Origin of the sequence: Cognatilysobacter xinjiangensis (assembly GCF_014651995.1) — a bacterium.
In the GTDB taxonomy this organism is placed as follows: domain Bacteria; phylum Pseudomonadota; class Gammaproteobacteria; order Xanthomonadales; family Xanthomonadaceae; genus Cognatilysobacter; species Cognatilysobacter xinjiangensis.
Window position 1 is genome coordinate 1,675,235 of sequence record NZ_BMXY01000001.1, and the last position, 21,204, is coordinate 1,696,438.

The window sequence follows — 21,204 nt, forward strand, 5'->3', positions numbered from 1 at the left end:
CGTCAGGCCGTGAGCGCGGCGCGCAGCATTTCCGACAGCAGCGGCTGCAGCCGTGCGGCGGCCTCGTCGTCGTAGTCGGTCGTCATCTCGTCCATGTAGGTGCGCTGGCTGGTTTCCAGCTGCACGGCGTCGACGCCGTCATCGGGCCGGCCGTAATGGCGGGTGATGTAACCGCCGCGGAAACGCCCGTTGGCCACCCAGTCGAACGCGTGCTGGCGGCCGAGCACGAGTTCGAGTGACTGCTGGATCGCCGGCCGGCAGCTCGCGCCGCCCGACGTTCCGAGATTGAGGTCGGGCAGCCGCCCCTCGAACAGGAACGGCAGGTCGCTTCCGCGGATCGAATGGCCTTCCCACAGCAGCACGCGGCCATGCGCGGCGCGCAGCCTCGCGAGTTCCGCCGCCAGCGCCTCGTGATACGGACGCCAGTACGTGTCGACACGCCGCGCGACCTCGGCCTCGTCCGGCTGCGCACCGTCGACATAGACATCATCGCCGCTGAAGCAGCGCGCGGGGCACAGGCCCGTCGTGTTCTGGCCGGGATACAGCGAGGTATCGTCCGGCGGACGGTTGAGGTCGACGACGTAGCGCGAGTAGCGCGGCACCAGCATCGACGCGCCGAGCTCGTGGCGTGCGAAAGCGTACAGGCGCGAGACGTGCCAGTCGGTGTCGGGCGCGCGCTGCGCGTGCGGTGTCATGCGCGAGGCGAGATCGGTCGGAATCTCGCTGCCGTCGTGCGGCAGGCTCACCAACAACGGCGCGCGGCCGCGGTAGAGCGTGTATGTCTCGGTGCTGACGACGTCGTTGTCGTTCATCGCGATGGCGCGCTCAACGCATGAGCACGACTTCCTCGGCACTGGTGGGATGGATCGCGATCGTATCGTGCAGGTCGTCCAGCGTAAGGCCGCGGCGCATGGCGACCGCGAAACCCTGCAGCATCTCATCGGCGGCCTCGCCGAGCAGGTGCAGGCCGACCACGCGTCGCGCCTCGCCGGTGCAGACGATCTTGAACAGGCTGCGCTGCGGCGAGCCGGCGAGCGCATGCAGCATCGGGCGGAAGCCCGCGCGCAGCACCTGCACGTCATCGCCGAAGCGCGCGCGGGCCTGTGCTTCCGACAGGCCGACGCGCCCGATCGGCGGATGCGAGAACACCACGGTCGGCACGTCGTCGAGCGCCAGCGGTGCGCGCTCGCGGCCACCAAACACGCGGTCCATCAGGCGACGCGCCGCCGCGATCGCCACCGGCGTCAGCGCGGGTGCCGGGGTGATGTCGCCGACCGCGTAGACACCGTCCACCGCGGTGCGGAAATGCGCGTCGACGGGCACGAAACCGCGCGCGTCCAGCGCGATGCCGGCCGCGTCGAGGCCGAGGCCCACGAGGTTCGGCCGCCGCCCGGTCGCGAACAGCACCCGGTCGACCGGCTCGCTCCACTCACCCGCGCCGTCGCGCAGGCGCAGGCCGCCGTCGACCCGCTCGATCGCGGTGGTGGCGGTGGACAGGCGGCAGTCCACGCCGAGATGGCGGTAGTCCTCGACGAGCTGCGCGGCGATCTCGTCGTCGAAGCCGTCCAGCACGCGCTGGCCGCGCACGCGCAGCGTCACGTGACTGCCCAGCGCCTGCAGCACGCCCGCGAGCTCGACCGCGATGTAGCCGCCGCCAACCACGGCGACGCTGGCCGGCGCATCACGCCAGGTGAAGAAGTCGTCGGACACGCCGCCCAGCTCGGCACCCGGGATATCGGGCCGCACCGGCTGGCCGCCGGTGGCGAGCAGAACGTGCGAGGCCGACAACACCAGGCCCTCGTCGGTGACGACGCGCCGCGCATCCAGCAGCCGCCCGCGAGTAGGCATCAGCGCGATGCCGGCAGCGTCGAGTCGACGGCGGTAGGCGGCATGGATGCCCTCGATGTAGCGCTGGCGATGGCCGATGAAGGTCGACCAGTCGAGCGCGCAGTCGGGCGCGTCGAAGCCCAGGACCGACGCCTGCCGCAGCTTGCCGGCCACTTCGGCGGCCAGCCACATCGCCTTCTTGGGCACGCAGCCGACGTTGACGCAGGTGCCGCCGAGCGCGGCGGGTTCGAGCAGCGCGACGCGCGCGCCGTGCTCGGCCGCGCGGAAGGCGCCGGCAAGGCCGCCGGAGCCGCCGCCGATGACGATCAGATCGAAGTCGTTGTGTTGGGGCATGTCCGGTAGGTCAGCAGCATTGCCGCCATTAGGCCCGACAACGCGTCACGGCCGCGCGGCGTGTCAGTGCACGAAACGGTCGGGGCGGTACGGCGCAGGGTCGATCGCGGGCGCGCGCCCGGCCATCAGGTCCGCCAGCAACTGGCCGGTGCCCGCGCTCATGCCGATGCCCATCATCCCGTGCCCGGTCGCCAGCCACAGGCCCGGTCGGCCCGGCACCGCGCCGATCAGCGGCACGTCGTCCAGCGACATCGGGCGCCAGCCGTACCAGCGCTCGCGCACGCGGGGGCCGACCGGTTCGCGCAGGTACTCGGCCGCGCCTCGCTCCAGCGCGCCGAGGCGACGCTCGTTGAGGCGCTCGTCGAAACCGGAGAACTCCATCGTGCTGCCGAGCCGGTAGCCGCTGCCCCAGGCGGTCACGCAGACCGCGCGCTCGCGCAGCACCAGCGGGCGGCGCGGCGCCCACGACGGCGGGTCGTAGGTGATCGAGTAGCCCTTGCCCGGCTGGATCGTGCGTGCCAGCCACGGCAGGCCCAGGCTGCGCGCGAACCGCGCCGACCAGGCACCGGTGGCGACCACCACCCGCCGAGCCGGCACGCGCCCGGCCGCGGTCTCGACCTCGAAACCGTCGCGCATGGCCTGCAGCGCGGTCACCGCGCGGTGCTCCTCGATCACGACGCCCTTCGCGCGCGCCACACGTGCGAGCTCGGCCACGTAGCGGTCGGGCCGCAGCGCGGCATCGCCGTCGAAGCGGATCGCGCCCGCGACGCCCGGCCGCATCGCCGGCTCGTCGCGCTCGTAGGCGGGGCCGTCGAGCAACTGCACGTCGATGCCGACCTCGCGCAGCAGCGGGATTTCCTCCTGCCCGTGCGCGAACGCGCGCGCGTCGCGGAACACGTAGTCCTCGCCGCTGGGCAGGAATTCGCAGTCCAGTGCATGGCGGCCGACCCAGTCCTCCAGCCGCTGGCGCGAGTCGGCCAGCAGCGACGCCTTCGCCAGCGCGCTCTCGCGCCAGTGCGCCGCATTGCAGCGCCCGCGCAGCCGCCACAGCCAGCGCCACAGCAGCGGGTCGACGCGCGGCCGGATGTAAAGAGGCGCGTCGGGTCGCAGCATCATCGACAGCGCGCGCAGCACCATGCCCGGCGCGGCCAGCGGCGGCGCATGGCTGGGCGTGATGGTTCCGCAGTTGCCGTGCGAGCTGCCGCCGCCGATGCGGCCGGCGTCCAGTACGCGCACCGAGCGCCCCGATTCGGCGAGCGCGAGCGCGCTGGCGAGGCCGACCGCACCCGCGCCGATCACCAGCACATCGGGCACGTCCTGCGTCGACCGGCTCACTGGCGTTTCCATCGTGTCCTCGCGGGTGGATCGACCGCCTGCCGACGCGCTCTGCGCGCGTCTCGATACCGACCGGCCGACGACGATGCCGCGATTTTCGCATGCGGTGACCCGCTACCCGCCGGTGCCGGGGACACGCCGCGTTCCGCTCCCGCCAATCGCAGTCACGAAAAAGGCCCGCCGAAGCGGGCCTTTCGATCACGCGCGGGCGCGTCGATCAGTGGTGGTGACCGCCGTCGCCGTGCACGTGGCCGTGCTCCAGCTCCTCAGCATTGGCCTCGCGCACGTCGACGATCTCGATCGCGAAGTGCAGGTCCTTGCCGGCCATCGGGTGGTTCAGGTCGACGTCAACGACGGTCATGCCGACCTTCTCGATCGTCACGGCGCGCGGGCCGAAGTTGGTGTTGAGCACGACCTGCATGCCCGGGTGCAGCGGCTGGCCCTCGAAGTGCTTCTTCGGCACGCGCTGGGTCAGGCCCTCGCGACGCTCGCCGTAGGCCTGCGCGGCCGGCACGTCCACCTCGAACTTCTCGCCCGCCTCGCGGCCCATCATGGCCTCCTCGAGGCCCGGGATGATGTTGCCGTGGCCGACGAGGATCGCCATCGGCTCGCGGCCCTCGGAGCTCTCGATGGACTCCTGGCCCTGCTCGGCGACGGAGTAATGGAAGCGGACGACGCTGTTCTTATCGATCTTCATGGGGAAATCCTGGAACCGCCGGCGGCGGAAAGGGTGGCGCCGGCGGGGCCGCGGATGCGACGGCAGGCTGGACGAGCGGCCTTGAAGCCCCGTGATGGAGCGGTCAAGCTTGCCGACGATGGAAGGGTCGCATTATCCCGGCAAGCGTTTCCCCGCGCCAGCGAGCATGGCCGCAGCGCTCGCGCTGGCCGTGCTGCTGGCCGGCTGCGGCGCCGCGCCCAAGGCGGTGCGTGCCTCGGCGCCCGCCCGCATCGCGCTTCCGGCGGTCTGGCCGAGCGTGCCGCCCGAGCAGCCCGACGCGGCGAACGCGGTGCTCATGCGCGCGCTTTCGCTGGTCGGCACACCTTATAGATATGGCGGCAACACGCCGGAGACCGGCTTCGACTGCAGCGGGCTGGTCGGCTACGTCTACGGCGACATGCTCGCCCGCGCCCTGCCGCGCAATTCCGGCGAACTCGCGCGTACCGGCGCCGGCATCGGCCCGGAGCGCATGGCCACGGGCGACCTGGTGATTTTCGGCGACGCCGCGGCGGTCAGCCACGTCGGCATCTACGTCGGCGAGGGCCGTTTCGTGCACGCACCCAGCAGCGGCGGCACCGTCCGGCTGGACCGGATCGACGGCCCGTACTGGCGCGATCACTTCCGCGGCGCACGCCGGATCCTGCGTTGAAACGGCCGTTTCGAGCGGCTGCGGCAAGCGGCTGGACTACAGCCGCCATCACAACGCTGAAGTCCCTTTTTGGGACGACGACCACACTCGATAGACCCCGCCTAACGAGTTGCTAACCAAACGGGTCCGTCCGGCGGGCATGATGCCCCGGTGACGAACTTGTGAGGTCCCGGTGATGACCGGAAAGAATTTCAACCGCTCCTTCACCCGCGCCGCCCTGGCCGCCCTTCTGGCGCTGGCGGCGATCCCCGCGTTCGCCGATCCGGTGAACACGGCGGGTCTGGCGGCGGACAGCGCCGACGGCGTGGCCGACACGCGCGCCGCGCTGCCGGAATCGAAGAGCCTGTCCGACCGCGCGCTGATGCTGGCGTCGGACATCAACCGCTTCCTCGTGCCGGGCGCGCGCCAGGCCAATGCGGCCCCGCAGCCGAGCGGCCGCGTGCAGAGCGTGCTGTCGCGCGCCTTCGCGCTGCTGGGCACGCCCTACCGCTGGGGCGGCACGTCGACCGACGGCTTCGACTGCAGCGGCCTCGTCGGCTACGTGTTCCGCAACTCGCTGGGCATCGAGCTGCCTCGCGTCTCGCGCGAAATGGCGCGCACCGGCGAGCAGGTCGAGCGTGCGCAGCTGACCGCGGGCGACCTGGTCTTCTTCAGCACCAAGAGCCACGGCGTCGACCACGTCGGCATCTACATCGGCGAGGGCAAGTTCCTGCATGCCCCGCGCACCGGCCGCGACGTGACCGTCTCGAGCCTGGAGTCGGGTTACTGGAGCCAGAAGTTCCTGCTGGGCCGCCGCGTCGCCGGCATCTGAGCCTCGACGCAGCACGCCGCATGAAGGCCGCCTCCGGGCGGCCTTCGTCGTTTCAGGCACCTTGGCCGGCGATCTGTTCGAGCATCGGCTCGATGCCGCGGCTCAACGCCATCACCTGCTGCGCGTAGCCGGCGAGCCGGACGTCCTCCTCGTCGGCCGGCGTCCACGGCGGTACCGGCACCGGCCGGCCCTCGGGCGCATCGAGGGCAACGAACACGATGACGCAGTGCGTGCACAGGCGGTCGCCCGAGGCCGGATCCTTCGGATCGCGCGCCCGCACCTCGACGACGAAATGCATGCTCGACGTGCCGGTATGCACCAGCTTGGCCTGCAGCGTGACAAGGTCGGAAATGCGGATCGGCGCGAGGAAGCGGATGCCGCCGACGGCCACCGTCACCGAGTAGTGCCCGCTCCACGCGACCGCCGCGGCATAGCCGGCCTGGTCGATCCACTTCATCACGGCGCCGCCGTGCACCTTGCCGCCGTAGTTCACGTCGGTGGGCTGCGCGAGGAAACGCAGGGTGAGTTCGCGGTCGCGCCCGGCCATCAGGCGACCTCGGCGTCCGCGTCGGCGCCTACGCCGCTGTGGCCCGCGTCGTAGCGCTCGAGGTCGAGCAGGCCGGTCTCGCGCGCGACGATCACCGGCACCAGCACCTGCCCGGTCACGTTGGTCATGGTGCGCATCATGTCGAGCACGCGGTCGATCGCGTACAGGTAGCCGATCACCTCCAGCGGCAGGTTCGCCGCCGACAGCACCACCGTCGCCATGATCACCGCCGTGCCCGGCACGCCGGCGGTGCCGAAGCTACCAAGCACCGAGGCGATCAGCACGATCAGGTACTGATCGGGCGTGAGCGGCACGCCGGTGTACTGCGAGATGAAGATCGCGCACAGCGCCGGGTAGATCGCGCCGCAGCCGTCCATCTTGATCGATGCGCCGAGCGGCACGGCGAAGGCCGCGTAGTCCTTGTCGACGCCGAGGTTGCGCGTGGCGGCGTTGAGCGAGGCCGGCATGGCGGCGAAGCTCGACGAGCTGACGAACGCGACCTGCATCGCCGGGAACGCGCCCTTGAAGAAGCGCAGCGGGTTGAGCCGGTGCAGCGCCAGCAGGCCGCCGTAGGTCACCACGATGTGCAGCGCGCAGGCGATGTACAGCGCGAGCACGAAATTGCCGAGCGGGAGCAGCTTCTCGAAGCCGAATTCGCCGACCAGCGCGGCGATCAGGCCGAACGTGCCGATCGGCGTGACCTCGAGCACGAAGCGCGTGACCTGCACCATCACGTCGCGGCCTTCGCCCATCAGCTCGCGCATGCGCGGCACGCGCTCGCCCAGCTTCACCATCGCGAAGCCGAGGATGCCGGCCCAGAAGATCACCGGCAGGATCGAACCCTTGCCGAGCGCGAGTATCGTCTCGCCGGCCGCGTTCCTGGTCGCGCCGATGCCGGTCATCGCCTGGAACGGGTTGTCCGGCACCACCGAGAGCAGCACGTTGGCCACGCTGGGGACGTCGCGTGGGACGAACGACGGATCGACCGCCAGCCGCGCCACGCCCGTGCCCGGTTGCATCAACGTGCCGACACCGAGGCCGATGGCGACGGCCATCACCGCGGTCAATGCGAACCACAGGAACGTGCGGCCGCCGAGGCGCGCCATCGACTTCTGCCCGTGCAGCGCGGATACCGCGTTGACCACGGCGAAGAACACCAGCGGCACCGCGATCATCTTGATCAGGCGGACGTAGAGGTCGCCGAGCGGGCCGAACCATTTCGCGGCGTCGGGCCCCAGCGCCCAACCGGCGAGCGCGCCGAGCACGAAGCCGGCGAGCACGCGCTTCCAGAAGCGGATTTTCAGCCAGGACTGGACGAGGGACATGGGCGCGGCCGATGGGTCGGTCCGGCACGATAGCGCGGTGCGCGTAATGGAACGACGACGCCCGTGGCGTCGCAGCGTCCCGCGGACGCGGCGTTGCGCACCACCGGCGAAGGCCGTCGCCGGCACTCGGCATAATCGACGGCTTCGCACCACGGCCGTCCTGTCATGTCCCGATACGTCGCCCCGGGCCTCGCGCTCGCCACCGCCCTGCTCTGCGCCGCCTGCGCGTCCACCGCATCCGCGCCGCGCGCCTACACGGTCGACGTGCCGGTGGTCGAGCGGCCCAAGGCCGAGAGCGGCGACTGGTGGTTCCGCGACGGTGCGGCGCAGGCCGCGGCGCGCGGCGCGATGGGCGGGCGTGCGAAGAACGTCATCGTGTTCCTCGGCGACGGCATGAGCCTCACCACCGTGGCGGCCGCGCGCATCCTCGAGGGCCAGCGCCGCGGCGGTCCGGGCGAGGAGAACCGCCTGAGCTGGGAGACCTTCCCGGCCACCGCGCTCAGCAAGACGTACAACACGGACGCGCAGACGCCGGACTCGGCCGGGACCATGAGCGCGATCGCCACCGGCGTGAAGACGCGCATGGGCATGATCTCGGTGGGCCCCGAGGTGCCGCGCGGCGACTGCGAGGCTTCGCGCCGCCATCCGCGCACCACGTTGTGGGAGCTGGCCGCGTCGACCGGCATGGATGTCGGCATCGTCACCAGCACGCGCGTCACGCATGCCACGCCGGCGGCCACGTTCAGCCACGTGCCCAGCCGCGGCTGGGAGAACGATGTCGAGCTGCCGCAGGCCGCGCGCGAGGCCGGGTGCGTGGATATCGCGCGTCAGCTGGTCGAATCGCCGCTCGCCGACCGGGTGAAGGTGCTGATGGGCGGCGGCCGCGCGAACTTCATGCCCGCCACGGCGCAGGACCCGGAATGGACCGGGCAGCGCGGCCTGCGCGAGGACGGCCGCGACCTCATCGCCACCTGGGCTGCGCGACATCCTGGCGGCGCCTACGTGTGGAACGCGAAGCAGCTCGAGCAGGCGCGCCCCGACGCGCCGCTGCTCGGCCTGTTCGACCCCAGCCACATGCAGTACGCCCACGACCGCGCGAAGGACGCCGGCGGCGAGCCCGACCTGGCGACGATGACGCGCGCCGCGATCTCGCGCCTGTCGCGCAGTGGCGACGGCTACGTGCTGCTCGTCGAGAGCGGTCGCATAGACCACGCGAACCACGAAGGCAATGCGTTTCGCGCGCTCGACGAGACCATCGCGCTCAGCGACGCGGTACGCGCGGCCATGCAGGCGACCTCCCCGGAGGACACGCTGATCCTCGTCACCGCCGACCACTCGCACACGCTGAACTTCGTCGGCTACCCGGTGCGCGGCAATCCCATCCTCGACAAGGTGCGCGGCAGCAGCGGCGAAGGCGATGGCGCGGGCGCCTACGCGACCGATGCGCTCGGGCTGCCCTACACCACGCTCAGCTATGCCAACGGGCCCGGGTACGTGGGGGCCAGCGCGCAGCAGCCCGAAGGGCCGAAGCGCTATCCGCATGCGCTCGCCGATGCGCGCGCCGCCAGCGGTCGACCGGACCTTCGCAACGTCGATACGACGGCGCCGGGCTACATGCAGGAAGCGCTGGTGCCGATGGCCAACGAATCGCATGGCGGCGAGGACGTGGGCATCTGGGCACGCGGCCCGGGCAGCGAGGCGGTTCGCGGCTCGCTGGAAGAGAACGCGATCTTCCACATCCTGCTGCAGGCCACGCCGCGGCTGCGCGAGGCCGTGTGCCGGGCCGGCGGCTGCGACGCCAACGGCGTGCCGGTGTCGATGCCGGCGTCGCTCACGCCGAAGATCTGAGCCGGGCGCCGCCGAATCAGAACGGCTTGGCGAGCACCAGGAACACGATCGCCACCAGCAGCAGCACCGGGATCTCGTTGAAGAGACGCAGTGCGCGCGCCGACGGCAGCGCGCCACCGGTGGCCGCGCGCTTGAGCCAGCGTCCGGTGACGCCGAAGAACACCAGCAGCGCGATCACCAGGCCGATCTTCGCGTGCAGCCAGCCGTTGCCCGGCGCGAACCACACCGGCATGCCGGCGATCACCTTGCCGCCCAGTGCGAGCAGCAGGCCAAGCACGAAGGCGAAGCCGAACATCATGTGGCCGAAGCGGTAAAGCCGTCGGCCCATCAGCACCAGTCGATCGCGCACCACGGCCACGTCGCCGGCCTCGGCGATGTTGACCAGGATGCGCGGCAGGTAGAACACCGCCGCCATCCACGCAATGACGAAGACGAGATGGGCGGTCTTGATCCAGAAATAGGCCATGGCGCGGCGTCGGCATTGCGGGGCCGTTAGGATGCCACGCCCGCCGGCGACCCCCGCCGATGCGCGCACGCCACGACAAGCCGGAACCGCCATGAGCAAGCAGTACGACCGCGACTACTTCGAACGCTGGTACCGAGATCCCGCGCTGAAGCGCGAGGCGATCGGCGGCGGCGCGCGCCTCGCGCGCAAGGTCGCGCTGGCCGTGGCGACGGCCGAGTACTGGCTGGAGCGCCCGCTGCGCAGCGTGCTCGACGTGGGCTGTGGCGAAGGCGCCTGGCAGCCCGCGCTGAAGAAGCTGCGGCCGCGCGCGTCCTACCTCGGCTTCGACAGCAGCGAGTACGCGATCGAGCGCTTCGGGCGTCGCCGCGGCCTGCATCGCGCCGCGTTCGGCGACTTCGCGATGCTGCGGCCCTGCGCGCCGGCCGACCTTCTGGTCTGTAGCGACGTCATGCACTACCTCGACACCCGCGAGCTCGACGCCGGCCTGCCGGGCCTCGCCGAGCTCTGCGCCGGCATCGCGTTCCTAGAGACCTTCACCCGCGAGGACGCGGTCGAGGGCGATACCGCGGGCTTCCGGCGCCGCCCGGCGCGCTTCTACCGTGATCGCTTCGAGGCCGCCGGCTTCGTCGCGCTGGGCTCGCACCTTTGGCTGTCGCCGGCGCTCGCCGGGCAGGCCGCGGCGCTCGAAACGGCGGGCTGAACCCGCCCGACCGGGTTCACGGTCCGGGCCCGCGCCGCTGGGCTATGCTGCGGCGCGACAAGGGGACGCCATGCTCTATCAGATGCACGAGATCGGCCGCGCCTGGCTCGCGCCGATGACCTACTGGGCCGATGCCATGAGCAAGGCCTTCGGCGCGCCGGGCAGCTGGCTGCACGCCATGCCCGGCTCGCAGCAGTTCTCTGCCGGCTACGAGCTGTTCTACCGGCTCGCCAAGGACTACGAGAAGCCGCGATTCGACATCCACGACGTGGAGATCGACGGCCGCGCGTTTCCCGTCGTCGAGCGCGAGGCGTTGCGCCGGCCCTTCTGCCGCCTGCTGCACTTCAAGCGCTATGCCGACGACGTGGCCGGCGTCGAGACGCTCGCGAAGTCGCCCACCGTGCTGGTGGTCGCGCCGCTCTCCGGTCACCACGCCACCCTGCTGCGCGACACCGTGCGCACGCTGCTGCGCGACCACGACGTCTACATCACCGACTGGATCGACGCGCGCATGGTGCCGGCCGTCGAAGGCCCGTTCCATCTCGACGATTACATCGCCTACGTCGAGGAGTTCATCCGCCATATCGGCGCCTCGACCCTGCACGTGGTCAGCGTCTGCCAGCCGACGGTGCCGGTGCTGGCCGCGGTGTCGCTGATGGCCGCGCGCGGCGAGGCGACGCCGAAGTCGCTCGTGATGATGGGCGGGCCGATCGACACCCGCGAGAACCCCACGCAGGTCAACGACCTCGCCACCCACAAGCCGATGTGGTGGTTCGAGACGCAGCTGATCCATCCGGTGCCGCCGCCGTATCCGGGCGCGGGCCGCCGCGTGTATCCGGGCTTCCTGCAGCACATGGGCTTCGTGGCGATGAATCCCGAGCGGCATTTCCAGTCGCACTGGGACTTCTACCAGAACCTCGTGCAGGGCGACCTCGAGGACGCCGACTCGCATCGGCGCTTCTACGACGAGTACAACGCGGTGCTCGACATGCCGGCCGAGTACTACCTCGACACCGTGCGCATCGTGTTCCAGCAGCACCTGCTGCCGAAGGGCGAATGGGAGGTGCGCGGGCAGAAGGTCGATCCGTCACGGATCACGGGCACCGCGCTGCTCACCGTCGAAGGCGAACTCGACGACATTTCCGGCCGGGGCCAGACGCGCGCGGCGCAGAAGCTCTGCCTCGGCATCCCCGATGCCGACCGCGAGCACTTCGTCGTCGAAGGCGCCGGGCATTACGGCATCTTCAGCGGCCGCCGCTGGCGCACGCAGGTATATCCGAAGTTGCGCGACTTCTTCGCCGAGCATTCCTGACGCGATGGCAGACACAAACGAAAACGGGCGCCAAGGCGCCCGTTTTCGTTTTCGCATTCCGGCATGGCGCCGGTCAGACCGCCTGCGCGGCGCCCGCACGCACCAGCAGATGCTTGGCGAGCTGGCCGTGCAGATAGCCGACCGCGCGTGCGAGGTGCAGCGTGGTGAACAGCAGCAGGATGCCGCCGACGAACAGGAAGGGCAGCGAATACGGCCCGCCGCTCACCTCGACGGTGCTGCTGAAGCCGATCCAGCCCAGCGCGTCCAGCAGCACCGCGACGGGCGCGAAGATGAAGGCGAGCGCGACCGACAGCAGTGTCACCGCGACACTGAAGTAAAGGATGCCCAGCGGCAGCATCAGCAGCATGTAGACCATCGTTCCCCACGTGCGCGGGTCGGTGAACATCGCGCCGATGCGCTGCAGCACCGTGCCTTCGCGCGTGACATAGGTCGGCCTGCGCGGCATGCGCTCGCCGAGCATCACTTCCACCAGCCGCCCCTCGACGAGCGAGAGCACGCGCACCGAGCCGAGGAACAGGATCAGGAACGGGATGCCGATGATCAGCACCGACAGCCCCACCGACATCGATGCGCCGGTGACGATCCAGGTGAAGTAGAAGATGCCGGTCGCCATCGACAGCAGCATGTAGAACAGCGCGGCATACGTGCGCGGCTCCAGCGCGACGCCGAAGAAGCGGCCGAGCGGCGTGCGCGGCTTGCGCGGCTTCGGGGGCTGCAGCGCGGTCTGCACGCGGGCTTCGGTGTCGCGGTAGATGTCGGCGACCTCGTCGGGCGCACCGTAGCTGCCCGCCACCTCCGCGATCACCTCCGCCTCGGAGCGGCCCGGATTGGCCGCCATCTCCGAGCGCAGGTAGTCCTCGGCGTCGTAGAGCGCGTCCTGCACCAGGGCGGGGTCGGCACCGGCGAGCGCAGCGCGCAGGCGGTCGAGGTAGTCGGCGATGGTGGCCGGCGCACGCAGCGGGTCGGCTTGGAAGTGGGCGGCGTTCATGCGGAATCTCCCCGGAGATCGGTCGTATCGGAAAGGTCGGAGGAAGGGGCGGTGGCGAGCGGGCCGAGCACGGCGTCGACCGAGTCGCGGGTGCCGCGCCAGGCGGCGGCCCAACGCTGGAGCACGGCGCGGCCGCCGTCGTTGATGCGGTAGTAGCGGCGCGGCGGGCCGGACACGGACGGCTCGACGAAGCTCTCGAGCAGCCCCCCGCCTTCCAGCCCGCGCAGCACGGGATAGAGCGCGCTCTGCTTGCCCGAGAGCACGCCTTCGAGCTGCTCCAGCCGCTTGGCGATCTGGTAGCCGTACATGGGCTCGCGGGCCTCGCCCAGCACGGCGAGCAGTGCCAGCGAGACGGTGCCGGCGCTCAGCTCCTTCTGGAATTTGCGCAACTGCTGGTCGGGATCGGTAAGGGGTTCGGCTGACATGGCGGAGGCTCACCCTGGGTACGACTTCAATGTAGTGCGAAGTCCGATATACCGAACCTGCCATTGGTCATAACCACCATTGTCATGGCCGCCCGCGTGCAGCCACCGGCCGGCTCCGACAGAATCGGTCGACATTTCCGGGGAACCCGCCATGCCGAAGCTGCGCACGATCGTCGTCCCGCTGTCCCTCGTCCTTGCCTGCCTGGACGCGCAGGCCGCCGGACCCGCCGCTCCCGCCAAGCCGCGCTCGATGCAGGAGATCCTCGACGCCTCGACGCCCGCCGACTGGCGGCGCCCGGCGCCCGAGGACACGCTGTACATGGACCTCGCCGACGGCCATCGCGTGGTGATCGAGCTCGCGCCCGCGCTGGCGCCGCAGCACGTCGCCAACGTGCGCACCTTCGCGCGCGAGGGCTACTGGAACGGCCTGTCGATCGTGCGCTCGCAGGACAATTTCGTCGTGCAATGGGGCGACCCGGAAGAGGACGCCAAGAAGCGCAAGCCGATCGGCAGCGCGAAGGCCAAGCTGCCGGCGGAGTTCACCAGCCGCGATGCCGCGCTGGCCAAGGGCTGGACGCGCCTTCCCGACGTCGACGGCTGGGCGCCGGAGGTCGGCTTCGCGGCGGGCATGCCGGTGGGCCGCGATCCGAAGGCCGGCACCTACTGGATGGCGCACTGCTACGGCGCGGTGGGCGCCGGCCGCAACGAGGCCGCGGACTCCAGCGACGCGACCGAGCTCTACGTGGTGACCGGCCAGTCGCCGCGCCAGCTCGACCGCAACATGTCGATGGTCGGCCGCGTCGTGCAGGGCATGGAATGGCTGTCGACGATCCCGCGCGGTACCGGACCGCTGGGCTTCTTCGAGAAGCCGGAGCAGCGCGTCGCGATCAGGTCGATCCGCCTGGCGAGCGACGTGCCGGCCGCCGAGCGCACCGAGGTCGAGCTGCTGCGCACCGACAGCCCGTTGTTCGCCGAGCTGGTGGAAGCGCGCCGCAACCGTCGCGATGCGTTCTACAAGGTGCAGGCCGGGCACATCGACCTGTGCAACGTGCCGCTGCCCGTGCGCGACGCGAAGCGCTGATCAGCGCGTGACCACCGGCGGCGGCGCGTGCTCCGGCGCGCGCCGCGGCATGCGCGCGTTCGCGGCCTCGAGCGCGGCGCGCGTGGCGTCGGCGGTGCTGCCGGCGTTCGCGGCGGGCGGCGCCACCGCTACGGTCGCGGGTGCCGCTGCAGCCGGCGCAGGCGCCCCCGCGCGCGGCGTGTTGTCCAGCGACTTCGGCAACGGCGGCGGATCGTCCGGACGGCCGTCGTGCGCCGCGCGCGGTGCGTCGCTCTCGGCCGCGATGCGTTCGGCTTCCTGGCTCAACACCACGAGGCTGATGCGACGGTTCTTCGGGTCGGCCGGGTCGTTTCGGTTCAGCGGCACCGACTGCGCCAGCCCGACCACGCGCGCGAGCTTGTCCTCGTGCATGCCGCCCTGCAGCAGCGCGCGGCGCGCCGCATTGGCGCGGTCCGCCGACAGCTCCCAGTTACTGTAGCCGACGCGTGCGGCATAGGCCGCCGTGTCCGTGTGGCCGGCAATCGCGACGCGGTTGGGCACCTCGTCCACGTACTTCGCCAGCTCGATCAGGATCTGCTTCGTATAGGGCTTCAGCGTCGGCGACCCGAGGTCGAACATCGGGCGGTTCTGCGCGTCGATAATCTGGATTCGCAGTCCCTCGGGCGTGATGTCGATCAGCAGCTGGTCCTTGAACGGCTTGAGCGCCTGGCTCTGGCCGATGGCCTTCTCCAGCATCTGCCGCAGCACTTCGAGCTTGCGCTTGTCCGCGCGCTCCAGCGCCTTGCGCGCCTCCTCGTCGGCCGTCTTGCCGCTGCCCACGCCGGGGATTCGCGCATCGCCCGCGCCCGGCGGATTGCGCACCTGCTGGAACATCTTGATCGGCGAGTCGCCGGCGCCGCCGGGGCCCATCTTGCCCTGCACCATCGTGCTGGTGCGGCCCTGCACGGCGCTGGGGTTCTTGAAGTAGTCGGCGATGCCGCCGAGCTGCTCCTGCGGCATCTGCGCGACCAGCCACATCACCATGAAGAAGGCCATCATCGCCGTCACGAAGTCGGCGTAGGCCACCTTCCACGAGCCGCCGTGGTGCCCGCCGCCGCCCTTCTTGCGGCGCTTGATGATGATGATCGGGGCTTGCGGCTGCGCAGCCATGGCTTAACCCTTGGCCGCCTTCAGGTCGGCCTCGAGGTCCTGGAACGACGGGCGCACTTCCGAGAACAGCAGCTTGCGCGCGAACTCGATGGCCACGCTCGGCGCGTAGCCGCGCAGCGAGGCCACCAGCGCCATCTTCACCACTTCGAAGGCCTTGCCGTCCTCGTGCGCGCGGTTCTCCATCGCGCTCGCGATCGGGCCGACGAAGCCGTAGGACACCAGGATGCCGAGGAAGGTGCCGACCAGCGCGGACGCGACCTTCTCGCCGATCTCCGCCGGCGCGGCGCTGCCCACGATCGACATCGTGTTGATGATGCCGAGCACCGCGGCGACGATGCCGAAGCCCGGCAGCGCGTCGCCCACCTTCTGCACCGAATGCGCGGGCTCAAGCGCCTCGTGGTGATGCGTCTCGAGTTCGTACTCGAGCAGCGACTCCAGCTCGTGCGGCGCCATGTTGCCGCCCACGATCAGGCGCAGGCAGTCGGTGATGAAGTCGAGCATGTGATGGTCGGCGAGGACCTTCGGGTACTTCTGGAAGATCGAGCTTTCCTGCGGCTGCTCGATGTGCGCTTCGATGGCCATCATGCCTTCGCGGCGCATCTTCACCAGCAGCTCGTAGATGAGCTTGAGCAGGTCGACGTAGTCCTCGCGCTTGTACTTCGGGCCCTTCATCACGCCCTTGATACCGGCGAGCGAGGCCTTGATCACCTTGATCGGCGTGGCGATCACCCACGAACCCAGCGCGGCGCCGCAGATCACCACGATCTCGTTGACGTGCCAGAGGGCGAGCAGCTTGCCGCCCACCATCATGAAACCGCCGAGCACGCTGGCGATGACGACGACGGCGCCGATGATCAAGTACATCCCTGTGACTCCTGCAACGCCCGGGGGAAAGGCGGACGCCCGATCTATCGGCCCGCGGGCGATGGTCTTGAGCGGCGCTTCACGCGCCGCTCACGGCGTGGGGCCGAGCGGCCGTGGCGGCAGCTCGTTGCCGCTCCGATCACGACGGCCGCCGGAGGATCGGTGCAGCTACTTCCGCAGGAGCGACCGACCATGAACCGACCCACGCACACGGGCCCGAACCGCGACGCCGGTGCCCGCCTCTACGAGAACATGCCGTCCGTCACCGACCACGGCGGCGGGCGTTCGCCGCACGACGATTCGTTCGGCCCGCCGGAGATCGGCGGCCCGCAGGAGCCGCGCTACGGCCAGGACCTGCGCGAGGGCGAATCCCGCGCGCTCGACCAGTCGACCCGCCGCGCCATGCACGGTTCGGGGCGCCGCGGCCCCAAGAACGCCACGCGCTCGGATTCGCTGATCGCCGAGGAGCTCAACGAGCGCTTCACCGACGACGAGCTGCTGGACGCCAGCGAGATCCTGCTGCGTTCGGAAGACGGCCACGTGCTGCTGACCGGCAACGTGCCGGAGCGCTGGATGAAGCACCGCGCCGAGGACATCGCCGAATCGGTGCGCGGCGTGGTCGACATCGACAACCGCATCCGCGTCGACGACGGCACCGCCTCGTTCGGCACCGGCGGCGCGGTGCGCGCCGGCAACAGCCAGCCGGGCAGCGGCTTCTCGAGCTCGCCGCCGAACGCCGATTGGCAGCCGCCGGAGGAGCGCGCCGAGTAATCCGACGCGACCGGAAACGAAAACGCCCGCATCGCTGCGGGCGTTTTTCGTTACGGGCGACCGACGAGCTCAGAACCGGTACCAGAACCTCGCGAAGTAGGCGCGGCCGTTGAGGCCGAACTGCACGCTCTCGTAGATGTGCCCGTTGTCGGTCTCGTTGAAGTCCTGCCGCGTCGGGAACACGTCGAGGAGGTTCGTGACGCCGAGCGTGAGCTTCGCGTTCGGCGTGAACGCATAGGTGCCGCTGACGTCCGCCGAGGTCTTGGCCTTGTAGCGCTGGTTCGGAACGCCGGACGCCGTGCCCGAGAACGTGCCGAGTTCCTGCGGCCCGAAGTGGATGATCTTCAGGTTCGCGTTCCACACGCTGCCGGTCCAGTCGAAGCCCAGCACCGCCTTGCGACGCGGCGCGCCGTTCTCGACGAACAGCCGGTCGCGCTCGGGCAGCAGCGCGTCCTCGCGGCCGGCGAGCGAAGCCGGCGCATTCACCTGCGTCACCTCGGTGCGGCTGAAGTTCGCCGCGAGGAACGTATTGAGCACCCCGCCCCACAGTGAGGCCTCGTGCGAGGCGGTGATGTCCAGGCCCGTCGTGCGCGTGTCCACCGCGTTGACGAAGAAGCGCGCCACGCCGACGTCGCGCGCGGCGAGGATCGCGCCGATGTTGGGATCGTCGGTATCGAACTCGCCGGTCAGCACGATGCGGTCGTCGATGTCGATGCGGTAGGCGTCCGCGGTGATCGACAGGTCGCGCGAGGGCGACCAGGTGAATCCGAGCGTCGCGCTCTTCGACGTCTCTTGCCTAAGCGACGGAATGCCCGCGGCCTGCGCGAGCGCGCTGTCGTTCGGCGCGATCACGATGTCGACGGGCTGGCCGCTGATGAAGTCGGTGATGGTCGACGAGAAGTACTTCTGCTGCAGCGAGGGCGCGCGGAAGCCGGTGTTGAGCGAGCCGCGCAGCAGCAGCGCGTCCGACGCCCGGAACGCCAGCGCGAGCTTGCCGTTGAGCGTGGAGCCGAAGTCGCTGTAGTCCTCCCAGCGCGCGGCCACGTCGGCGGTGAGGCGCTCGGTCATGTCGAGTTCGACATCGACGTAGACCGCGTCGCTCGAGCGCGAGCGGTCGGTGACGTCGCCCGGCTGGAAGCCCGGAAAGCCCTGGCTGCCCGCATTGCCGCCGACGCCCGCGCCGTCGGCGTCGATGTACGAGCCGGGCTCGCCGGCGCGGATGCGGTAGCGCTCCTCGCGGTGCTCGGCGCCGAACGCGACGTTCATGCCCTGCAGCACCGTGTCGAAGAAGCGCGACACGTCGAGGTTGGTGGTGTCCTGCTGGAACGAGAAGCCGCCGGCGTCGAAGCGGTCGGGGCTGATCGCGCGGCCGCCGCTCGTGGCGTTCGCATTCGCGATCGAGGCGTTGAGCGTGTGGTTGATGTCGTAGCGCAGCTCGTTGTACCCGTAGGTCTGCGACAGGTCCCAGTGCCAGAGGCCGGCATCGCCGCGCACGCCGAGGATGCCGTAGCGGTCCTGCAGGTCGCCGTCGATGAAGGGCACGAAGCCATCGGGGTACATGTCGGCGGAATTGCGGGACGGAATGTCGTCGCTGCCCACGCCGCCGCGCGCCCATGCGGCCGACGACGCGTCGCGGTCCTGCATGCCGGCGGTGAAGTAAACGGTGGCGTTCTCGCCCAGCGGCTGGTCGCCGTTGAGGTAGACGGTGCGGTTGAGCACCTGGGAGTCGCCGATGATGCGCAGCGGGTTGTCGTCGGTCGCTCGGTTGGAGCGGCCGCGGTCCTGCCACTCGCCGGTGATCGCGAACGTGCCGCCGGTGGCGAGCTTCGCGCCGCAGTAGGCAGAGGCCAGCCAGTTCTCGCCGTCGCCGCGCGAGTACTGGCCCCAGCCCAGCGCGGCCTCGCAACCGGCGCGGCGCTTGAGCGCGATGTTCATGACGCCGGCGATCGCATCCGAGCCGTACTGTGCGGCGGCGCCGTCGCGAAGGATCTCGATGCGATCGATCGCCATCACCGGGATGGCGTTGAGGTCGGTGCCGGTGTTGCCGCGGTCGCGCGCGCCGTAGATGTTCACCAGCGACACGGTGTGATGGCGCTTGCCGTTGACCAGGACCAGCGTCTGGTCCGAGCCGAGCCCGCGCAACGCGGCGCCGTCGACGAGGTCGGCGCCGTCGGCACCGGTCTGTCGCGTCGAGATGAAGGACGGCGACGTCGCCTGCAGCGACTGCGCGAGGTCGAACTGCCCACCGGTCTCGGCCTGGCGCTGCATCGGCAGCACGTCCACCGGCACGGGCGTGGTGGTTTCGGACGAGCGCTGCACGCGGCGCGAGCCCACCACGTTGACGGCATCGAGCTTGGCCGCGTCGGCGGGCTCGGCCGTGGCGGGCGCGGCGTCCTGCGCCCGCGCATGCGGCGACGCGAGGGCGAGGCCGAGCGCGATCGCCGGGTACAACAGCGCGCGGCGCGGGAGGTCGTTAGAAGGTCCCTGCATCTGTGAATTCCCCGTTGGTTGATCCGTCGGCGCGAATGTAGGCGTCCCGTACCTCCGCGTCCATGCGCGTCCGACGGACGCGCGACGGTGAACCGCTCAGCACGCATGCGTTTTGCCATCACGCGGCCTTTGCCGGCCGCTGCCTAGCCTCGTTCTCGAGTCCTAGAGCGGAAGCCCGACCATGCCCGTGATGCGTATGCGAGTGACCGGCAGCGACGATCATGCCCGCGCCATCAGCAACCTGCTGCAGAGCATCGATGGCATCGAGCACGTCGAGGAAGTCGCCGACCTGATGCCGCGCATGGATGCCGATTCGAGCTCCGCCGGCCTGCCCGACGACGAGGGCCCCGGCGTGCACGAACTCGAGATCGAAGCCGGCAACGACCACACCGTGCGCCGCGTGCGCGACGCCGTAGAGGCGCTCGCGTACGACCTCGACGTGTTCGTCGAGTTCGAGCACGACGGCGACTGGAACAGCTGAGGCGGCGATGGCGCGGCCGTCGGCCCGACGCGAAGCAGCCCGGCGGCATGACCGCCGCATGCCGCGCGATCCCGCGCGCGTGTACGGCCCGAACGGCGGAGCTTGACCATGCACGGCCGACCGCACGAGATCCTGCTGTCGGACCGAACGCCCCGGACGTCCGCGTTCCTTTCCACCGCGCCCGCCGTTTTCGGCAGCGGCGTGCCCGCCGTCGACGGCATCCGCATCGGCATCGGCGGCTGGACCTACGCGCCGTGGCGGCACACGTTCTATCCGCCCGGCCTGGTGTCCCGTCGCGAGCTGGAATACGCGAGCCGGCGCTTCTCCACCATCGAGATCAACGGCACCTTCTACGGTGCGCGCCGCGCGTCCGAATATGCGCAGTGGCGCGAGCAGACGCCGCCCGGCTTCGTGTTCTCCGTCAAGGCGCCGCAGCACATCACCCAGCGCGGGCCGCTGGCCAGGTGCGGCAAGGCGGCCTGGGCCTTCCTCAACGGCGGGCTGGCCGAGCTCGGCGATCGCCTCGGCCCCGTTCTATGGCATATGCCGCCGAGCCGCCTGTTCGACCCCGACGACCTCGCCGCATTCCTCGACCTGCTGCCGCGCACGCTCGACGGGCGCCCGCTGCGGCACGTCATCGAACCCAGCCATCCCAGCTTCCTCGATCCGCGCTACGTCGAGGTCGCGCGCAGCTTCGGCGCGGCCACCGTTTTCACCGATGCGCCGGACATGCCGGCCTTCGGCGACGTCACCGGACGCGTCGTCTACGTGCGGCTGATGCGTTCGCGTGTCGAGACGCATGACGGCTATGCCGCGGACGAACTGGATGCCTGGCTCGACCGCGCGAAACTGTGGTCGGAAGGCGGGGAGCCGGACGACGTTCCGCGCATCACCGCGCCGGCTGCGCCGTTAGGGCAGCGGGAGGTGTACGTCTACTTCATCGGCGGTGCGAAACAGCGGAACCCCGCTGCCGCCATGGGGATGATTTCGCGGCTGTTGCGCCGCTGACGGCGAAGCAGTGCTTCGCCATATCGGCGGTGCGAAACAGCGGAACCCCGCTGCC

The 21,204-nt window shown here is 70.5% G+C and carries 21 protein-coding genes; 9 read left to right on the forward strand and 12 right to left on the reverse strand.

The window, feature by feature from the left end:
• Positions 1–2: 2 nt before the first annotated feature.
• From hutG to IE066_RS08095, 4 genes are all read right to left on the reverse strand, one after another.
• Positions 3–812, reverse strand: a complete 810-nt coding sequence (gene hutG, locus IE066_RS08080) for an N-formylglutamate deformylase (RefSeq protein ID WP_189448478.1) — start codon at positions 810–812, stop codon at positions 3–5.
• A 13-nt stretch (positions 813–825) separates the two neighbouring features.
• Positions 826–2,181, reverse strand: a complete 1,356-nt coding sequence (gorA, locus tag IE066_RS08085; protein WP_189448481.1) for a glutathione-disulfide reductase — start codon at positions 2,179–2,181, stop codon at positions 826–828.
• 63 nt (positions 2,182–2,244) lie between these two features.
• A complete protein-coding gene (locus tag IE066_RS08090; protein WP_229790708.1) occupies positions 2,245–3,516 on the reverse strand; it encodes an NAD(P)/FAD-dependent oxidoreductase in 1,272 nt (423 codons plus the stop codon).
• Between the two features lie 217 nt (positions 3,517–3,733).
• Positions 3,734–4,213: an FKBP-type peptidyl-prolyl cis-trans isomerase gene (locus tag IE066_RS08095; protein WP_189448485.1), complete on the reverse strand. Its 480-nt coding sequence runs from the start codon at positions 4,211–4,213 to the stop codon at positions 3,734–3,736.
• 94 nt (positions 4,214–4,307) lie between these two features.
• Between IE066_RS08095 and IE066_RS08100 the strand changes: the two genes are divergently transcribed.
• The gene (locus tag IE066_RS08100) at positions 4,308–4,883 is read left to right on the forward strand and encodes a C40 family peptidase (protein ID WP_425488913.1); all 576 of its coding nucleotides are present in this window, start codon (positions 4,308–4,310) and stop codon (positions 4,881–4,883) included.
• 175 nt (positions 4,884–5,058) lie between these two features.
• The gene (locus IE066_RS08105) at positions 5,059–5,694 is read left to right on the forward strand and encodes a C40 family peptidase (RefSeq protein WP_189448490.1); all 636 of its coding nucleotides are present in this window, start codon (positions 5,059–5,061) and stop codon (positions 5,692–5,694) included.
• A 52-nt stretch (positions 5,695–5,746) separates the two neighbouring features.
• Here the strand turns inward: IE066_RS08105 and IE066_RS08110 are convergent, their stop codons facing one another.
• Positions 5,747–6,241, reverse strand: coding sequence for an acyl-CoA thioesterase (locus tag IE066_RS08110; protein WP_189448493.1), 495 nt, complete (start codon positions 6,239–6,241; stop codon positions 5,747–5,749).
• Entirely contained in the window at positions 6,241–7,566 is a 1,326-nt protein-coding gene (locus IE066_RS08115; RefSeq protein WP_189448496.1) for a dicarboxylate/amino acid:cation symporter, read from the reverse strand. Before IE066_RS08115 ends, IE066_RS08110 begins: the two co-directional genes overlap by 1 nt.
• Before the next feature lie 165 nt (positions 7,567–7,731).
• Here IE066_RS08115 and IE066_RS08120 point away from each other — a divergent pair, with 165 nt between their 5' ends.
• Positions 7,732–9,414, forward strand: a complete 1,683-nt coding sequence (locus tag IE066_RS08120) for an alkaline phosphatase (protein WP_189448498.1) — start codon at positions 7,732–7,734, stop codon at positions 9,412–9,414.
• A gap of 16 nt (positions 9,415–9,430) precedes the next feature.
• Here the strand turns inward: IE066_RS08120 and IE066_RS08125 are convergent, their stop codons facing one another.
• The gene (locus IE066_RS08125) at positions 9,431–9,880 is read right to left on the reverse strand and encodes a CopD family protein (protein ID WP_189448501.1); all 450 of its coding nucleotides are present in this window, start codon (positions 9,878–9,880) and stop codon (positions 9,431–9,433) included.
• 91 nt (positions 9,881–9,971) lie between these two features.
• Between IE066_RS08125 and IE066_RS08130 the strand changes: the two genes are divergently transcribed.
• Both IE066_RS08130 and IE066_RS08135 read left to right on the forward strand, forming a co-directional pair.
• Complete coding sequence (locus IE066_RS08130) at positions 9,972–10,580, forward strand: class I SAM-dependent DNA methyltransferase (RefSeq protein WP_189448504.1); 609 nt, start codon at positions 9,972–9,974, stop codon at positions 10,578–10,580.
• A gap of 70 nt (positions 10,581–10,650) precedes the next feature.
• Positions 10,651–11,892 (forward strand): polyhydroxyalkanoate depolymerase, encoded by a 1,242-nt coding sequence (locus IE066_RS08135; protein WP_189448506.1) that lies wholly within the window; start codon positions 10,651–10,653, stop codon positions 11,890–11,892.
• A 73-nt stretch (positions 11,893–11,965) separates the two neighbouring features.
• Here the strand turns inward: IE066_RS08135 and IE066_RS08140 are convergent, their stop codons facing one another.
• Both IE066_RS08140 and IE066_RS08145 read right to left on the reverse strand, forming a co-directional pair.
• Complete coding sequence (locus IE066_RS08140; RefSeq protein WP_189448508.1) at positions 11,966–12,901, reverse strand: sensor domain-containing protein; 936 nt, start codon at positions 12,899–12,901, stop codon at positions 11,966–11,968.
• Positions 12,898–13,326, reverse strand: a complete 429-nt coding sequence (locus IE066_RS08145) for a PadR family transcriptional regulator (protein WP_189448512.1) — start codon at positions 13,324–13,326, stop codon at positions 12,898–12,900. The genes IE066_RS08140 and IE066_RS08145 overlap by 4 nt, the downstream gene beginning before the upstream one ends.
• Positions 13,327–13,477: 151 nt before the next feature.
• On the opposite strand from IE066_RS08145, the gene IE066_RS08150 reads away from it, so the two are divergent.
• On the forward strand, positions 13,478–14,407 hold the full coding sequence (locus tag IE066_RS08150; protein WP_189448515.1) for a peptidylprolyl isomerase: 930 nt from the start codon (positions 13,478–13,480) through the stop codon (positions 14,405–14,407).
• Here the strand turns inward: IE066_RS08150 and motB are convergent, their stop codons facing one another.
• Together motB and motA are read right to left on the reverse strand one after the other, a co-directional pair.
• Positions 14,408–15,535 (reverse strand): flagellar motor protein MotB, encoded by a 1,128-nt coding sequence (gene motB, locus IE066_RS08155; protein WP_189448517.1) that lies wholly within the window; start codon positions 15,533–15,535, stop codon positions 14,408–14,410.
• Between the two features lie 3 nt (positions 15,536–15,538).
• A complete protein-coding gene (gene motA / locus IE066_RS08160; RefSeq protein ID WP_189448519.1) occupies positions 15,539–16,399 on the reverse strand; it encodes a flagellar motor stator protein MotA in 861 nt (286 codons plus the stop codon).
• Positions 16,400–16,591: 192 nt separating this feature from the next.
• On the opposite strand from motA, the gene IE066_RS08165 reads away from it, so the two are divergent.
• A complete protein-coding gene (locus IE066_RS08165) occupies positions 16,592–17,170 on the forward strand; it encodes a BON domain-containing protein (RefSeq protein WP_189448522.1) in 579 nt (192 codons plus the stop codon).
• Positions 17,171–17,239: 69 nt separating this feature from the next.
• On the opposite strand, the gene IE066_RS08170 is transcribed toward IE066_RS08165, so the two are convergent.
• The gene (locus tag IE066_RS08170; RefSeq protein ID WP_189448524.1) at positions 17,240–19,660 is read right to left on the reverse strand and encodes a TonB-dependent receptor plug domain-containing protein; all 2,421 of its coding nucleotides are present in this window, start codon (positions 19,658–19,660) and stop codon (positions 17,240–17,242) included.
• Positions 19,661–19,841: 181 nt separating this feature from the next.
• Between IE066_RS08170 and IE066_RS08175 the strand changes: the two genes are divergently transcribed.
• Positions 19,842–20,141: a hypothetical protein gene (locus tag IE066_RS08175; protein WP_189448527.1), complete on the forward strand. Its 300-nt coding sequence runs from the start codon at positions 19,842–19,844 to the stop codon at positions 20,139–20,141.
• A gap of 108 nt (positions 20,142–20,249) precedes the next feature.
• A complete protein-coding gene (locus tag IE066_RS08180; RefSeq protein WP_189448529.1) occupies positions 20,250–21,149 on the forward strand; it encodes a DUF72 domain-containing protein in 900 nt (299 codons plus the stop codon).
• The last annotated feature ends 55 nt before the right edge of the window (positions 21,150–21,204 follow it).

Excerpts from the sequence above, each read along its gene's own strand:
- hutG (WP_189448478.1), bottom strand. The coding sequence starts at position 812 with ATGAACGACAACGACGTCGTCAGCACCGAGACATACACGCTCTACCGC.
- gorA (WP_189448481.1), bottom strand. The coding sequence starts at position 2,181 with ATGCCCCAACACAACGACTTCGATCTGATCGTCATCGGCGGCGGCTCC.
- IE066_RS08095 (WP_189448485.1), bottom strand. The coding sequence starts at position 4,213 with ATGAAGATCGATAAGAACAGCGTCGTCCGCTTCCATTACTCCGTCGCC.
- IE066_RS08100 (WP_425488913.1), top strand. The coding sequence starts at position 4,308 with ATGGAGCGGTCAAGCTTGCCGACGATGGAAGGGTCGCATTATCCCGGC.
- IE066_RS08105 (WP_189448490.1), top strand. The coding sequence starts at position 5,059 with ATGACCGGAAAGAATTTCAACCGCTCCTTCACCCGCGCCGCCCTGGCC.
- IE066_RS08110 (WP_189448493.1), bottom strand. The coding sequence starts at position 6,241 with ATGGCCGGGCGCGACCGCGAACTCACCCTGCGTTTCCTCGCGCAGCCC.
- IE066_RS08115 (WP_189448496.1), bottom strand. The coding sequence starts at position 7,566 with ATGTCCCTCGTCCAGTCCTGGCTGAAAATCCGCTTCTGGAAGCGCGTG.
- IE066_RS08120 (WP_189448498.1), top strand. The coding sequence starts at position 7,732 with ATGTCCCGATACGTCGCCCCGGGCCTCGCGCTCGCCACCGCCCTGCTC.
- IE066_RS08125 (WP_189448501.1), bottom strand. The coding sequence starts at position 9,880 with ATGGCCTATTTCTGGATCAAGACCGCCCATCTCGTCTTCGTCATTGCG.
- IE066_RS08130 (WP_189448504.1), top strand. The coding sequence starts at position 9,972 with ATGAGCAAGCAGTACGACCGCGACTACTTCGAACGCTGGTACCGAGAT.
- IE066_RS08135 (WP_189448506.1), top strand. The coding sequence starts at position 10,651 with ATGCTCTATCAGATGCACGAGATCGGCCGCGCCTGGCTCGCGCCGATG.
- IE066_RS08140 (WP_189448508.1), bottom strand. The coding sequence starts at position 12,901 with ATGAACGCCGCCCACTTCCAAGCCGACCCGCTGCGTGCGCCGGCCACC.
- IE066_RS08145 (WP_189448512.1), bottom strand. The coding sequence starts at position 13,326 with ATGTCAGCCGAACCCCTTACCGATCCCGACCAGCAGTTGCGCAAATTC.
- IE066_RS08150 (WP_189448515.1), top strand. The coding sequence starts at position 13,478 with ATGCCGAAGCTGCGCACGATCGTCGTCCCGCTGTCCCTCGTCCTTGCC.
- motB (WP_189448517.1), bottom strand. The coding sequence starts at position 15,535 with ATGGCTGCGCAGCCGCAAGCCCCGATCATCATCATCAAGCGCCGCAAG.
- motA (WP_189448519.1), bottom strand. The coding sequence starts at position 16,399 with ATGTACTTGATCATCGGCGCCGTCGTCGTCATCGCCAGCGTGCTCGGC.
- IE066_RS08165 (WP_189448522.1), top strand. The coding sequence starts at position 16,592 with ATGAACCGACCCACGCACACGGGCCCGAACCGCGACGCCGGTGCCCGC.
- IE066_RS08170 (WP_189448524.1), bottom strand. The coding sequence starts at position 19,660 with ATGCAGGGACCTTCTAACGACCTCCCGCGCCGCGCGCTGTTGTACCCG.
- IE066_RS08175 (WP_189448527.1), top strand. The coding sequence starts at position 19,842 with ATGCCCGTGATGCGTATGCGAGTGACCGGCAGCGACGATCATGCCCGC.
- IE066_RS08180 (WP_189448529.1), top strand. The coding sequence starts at position 20,250 with ATGCACGGCCGACCGCACGAGATCCTGCTGTCGGACCGAACGCCCCGG.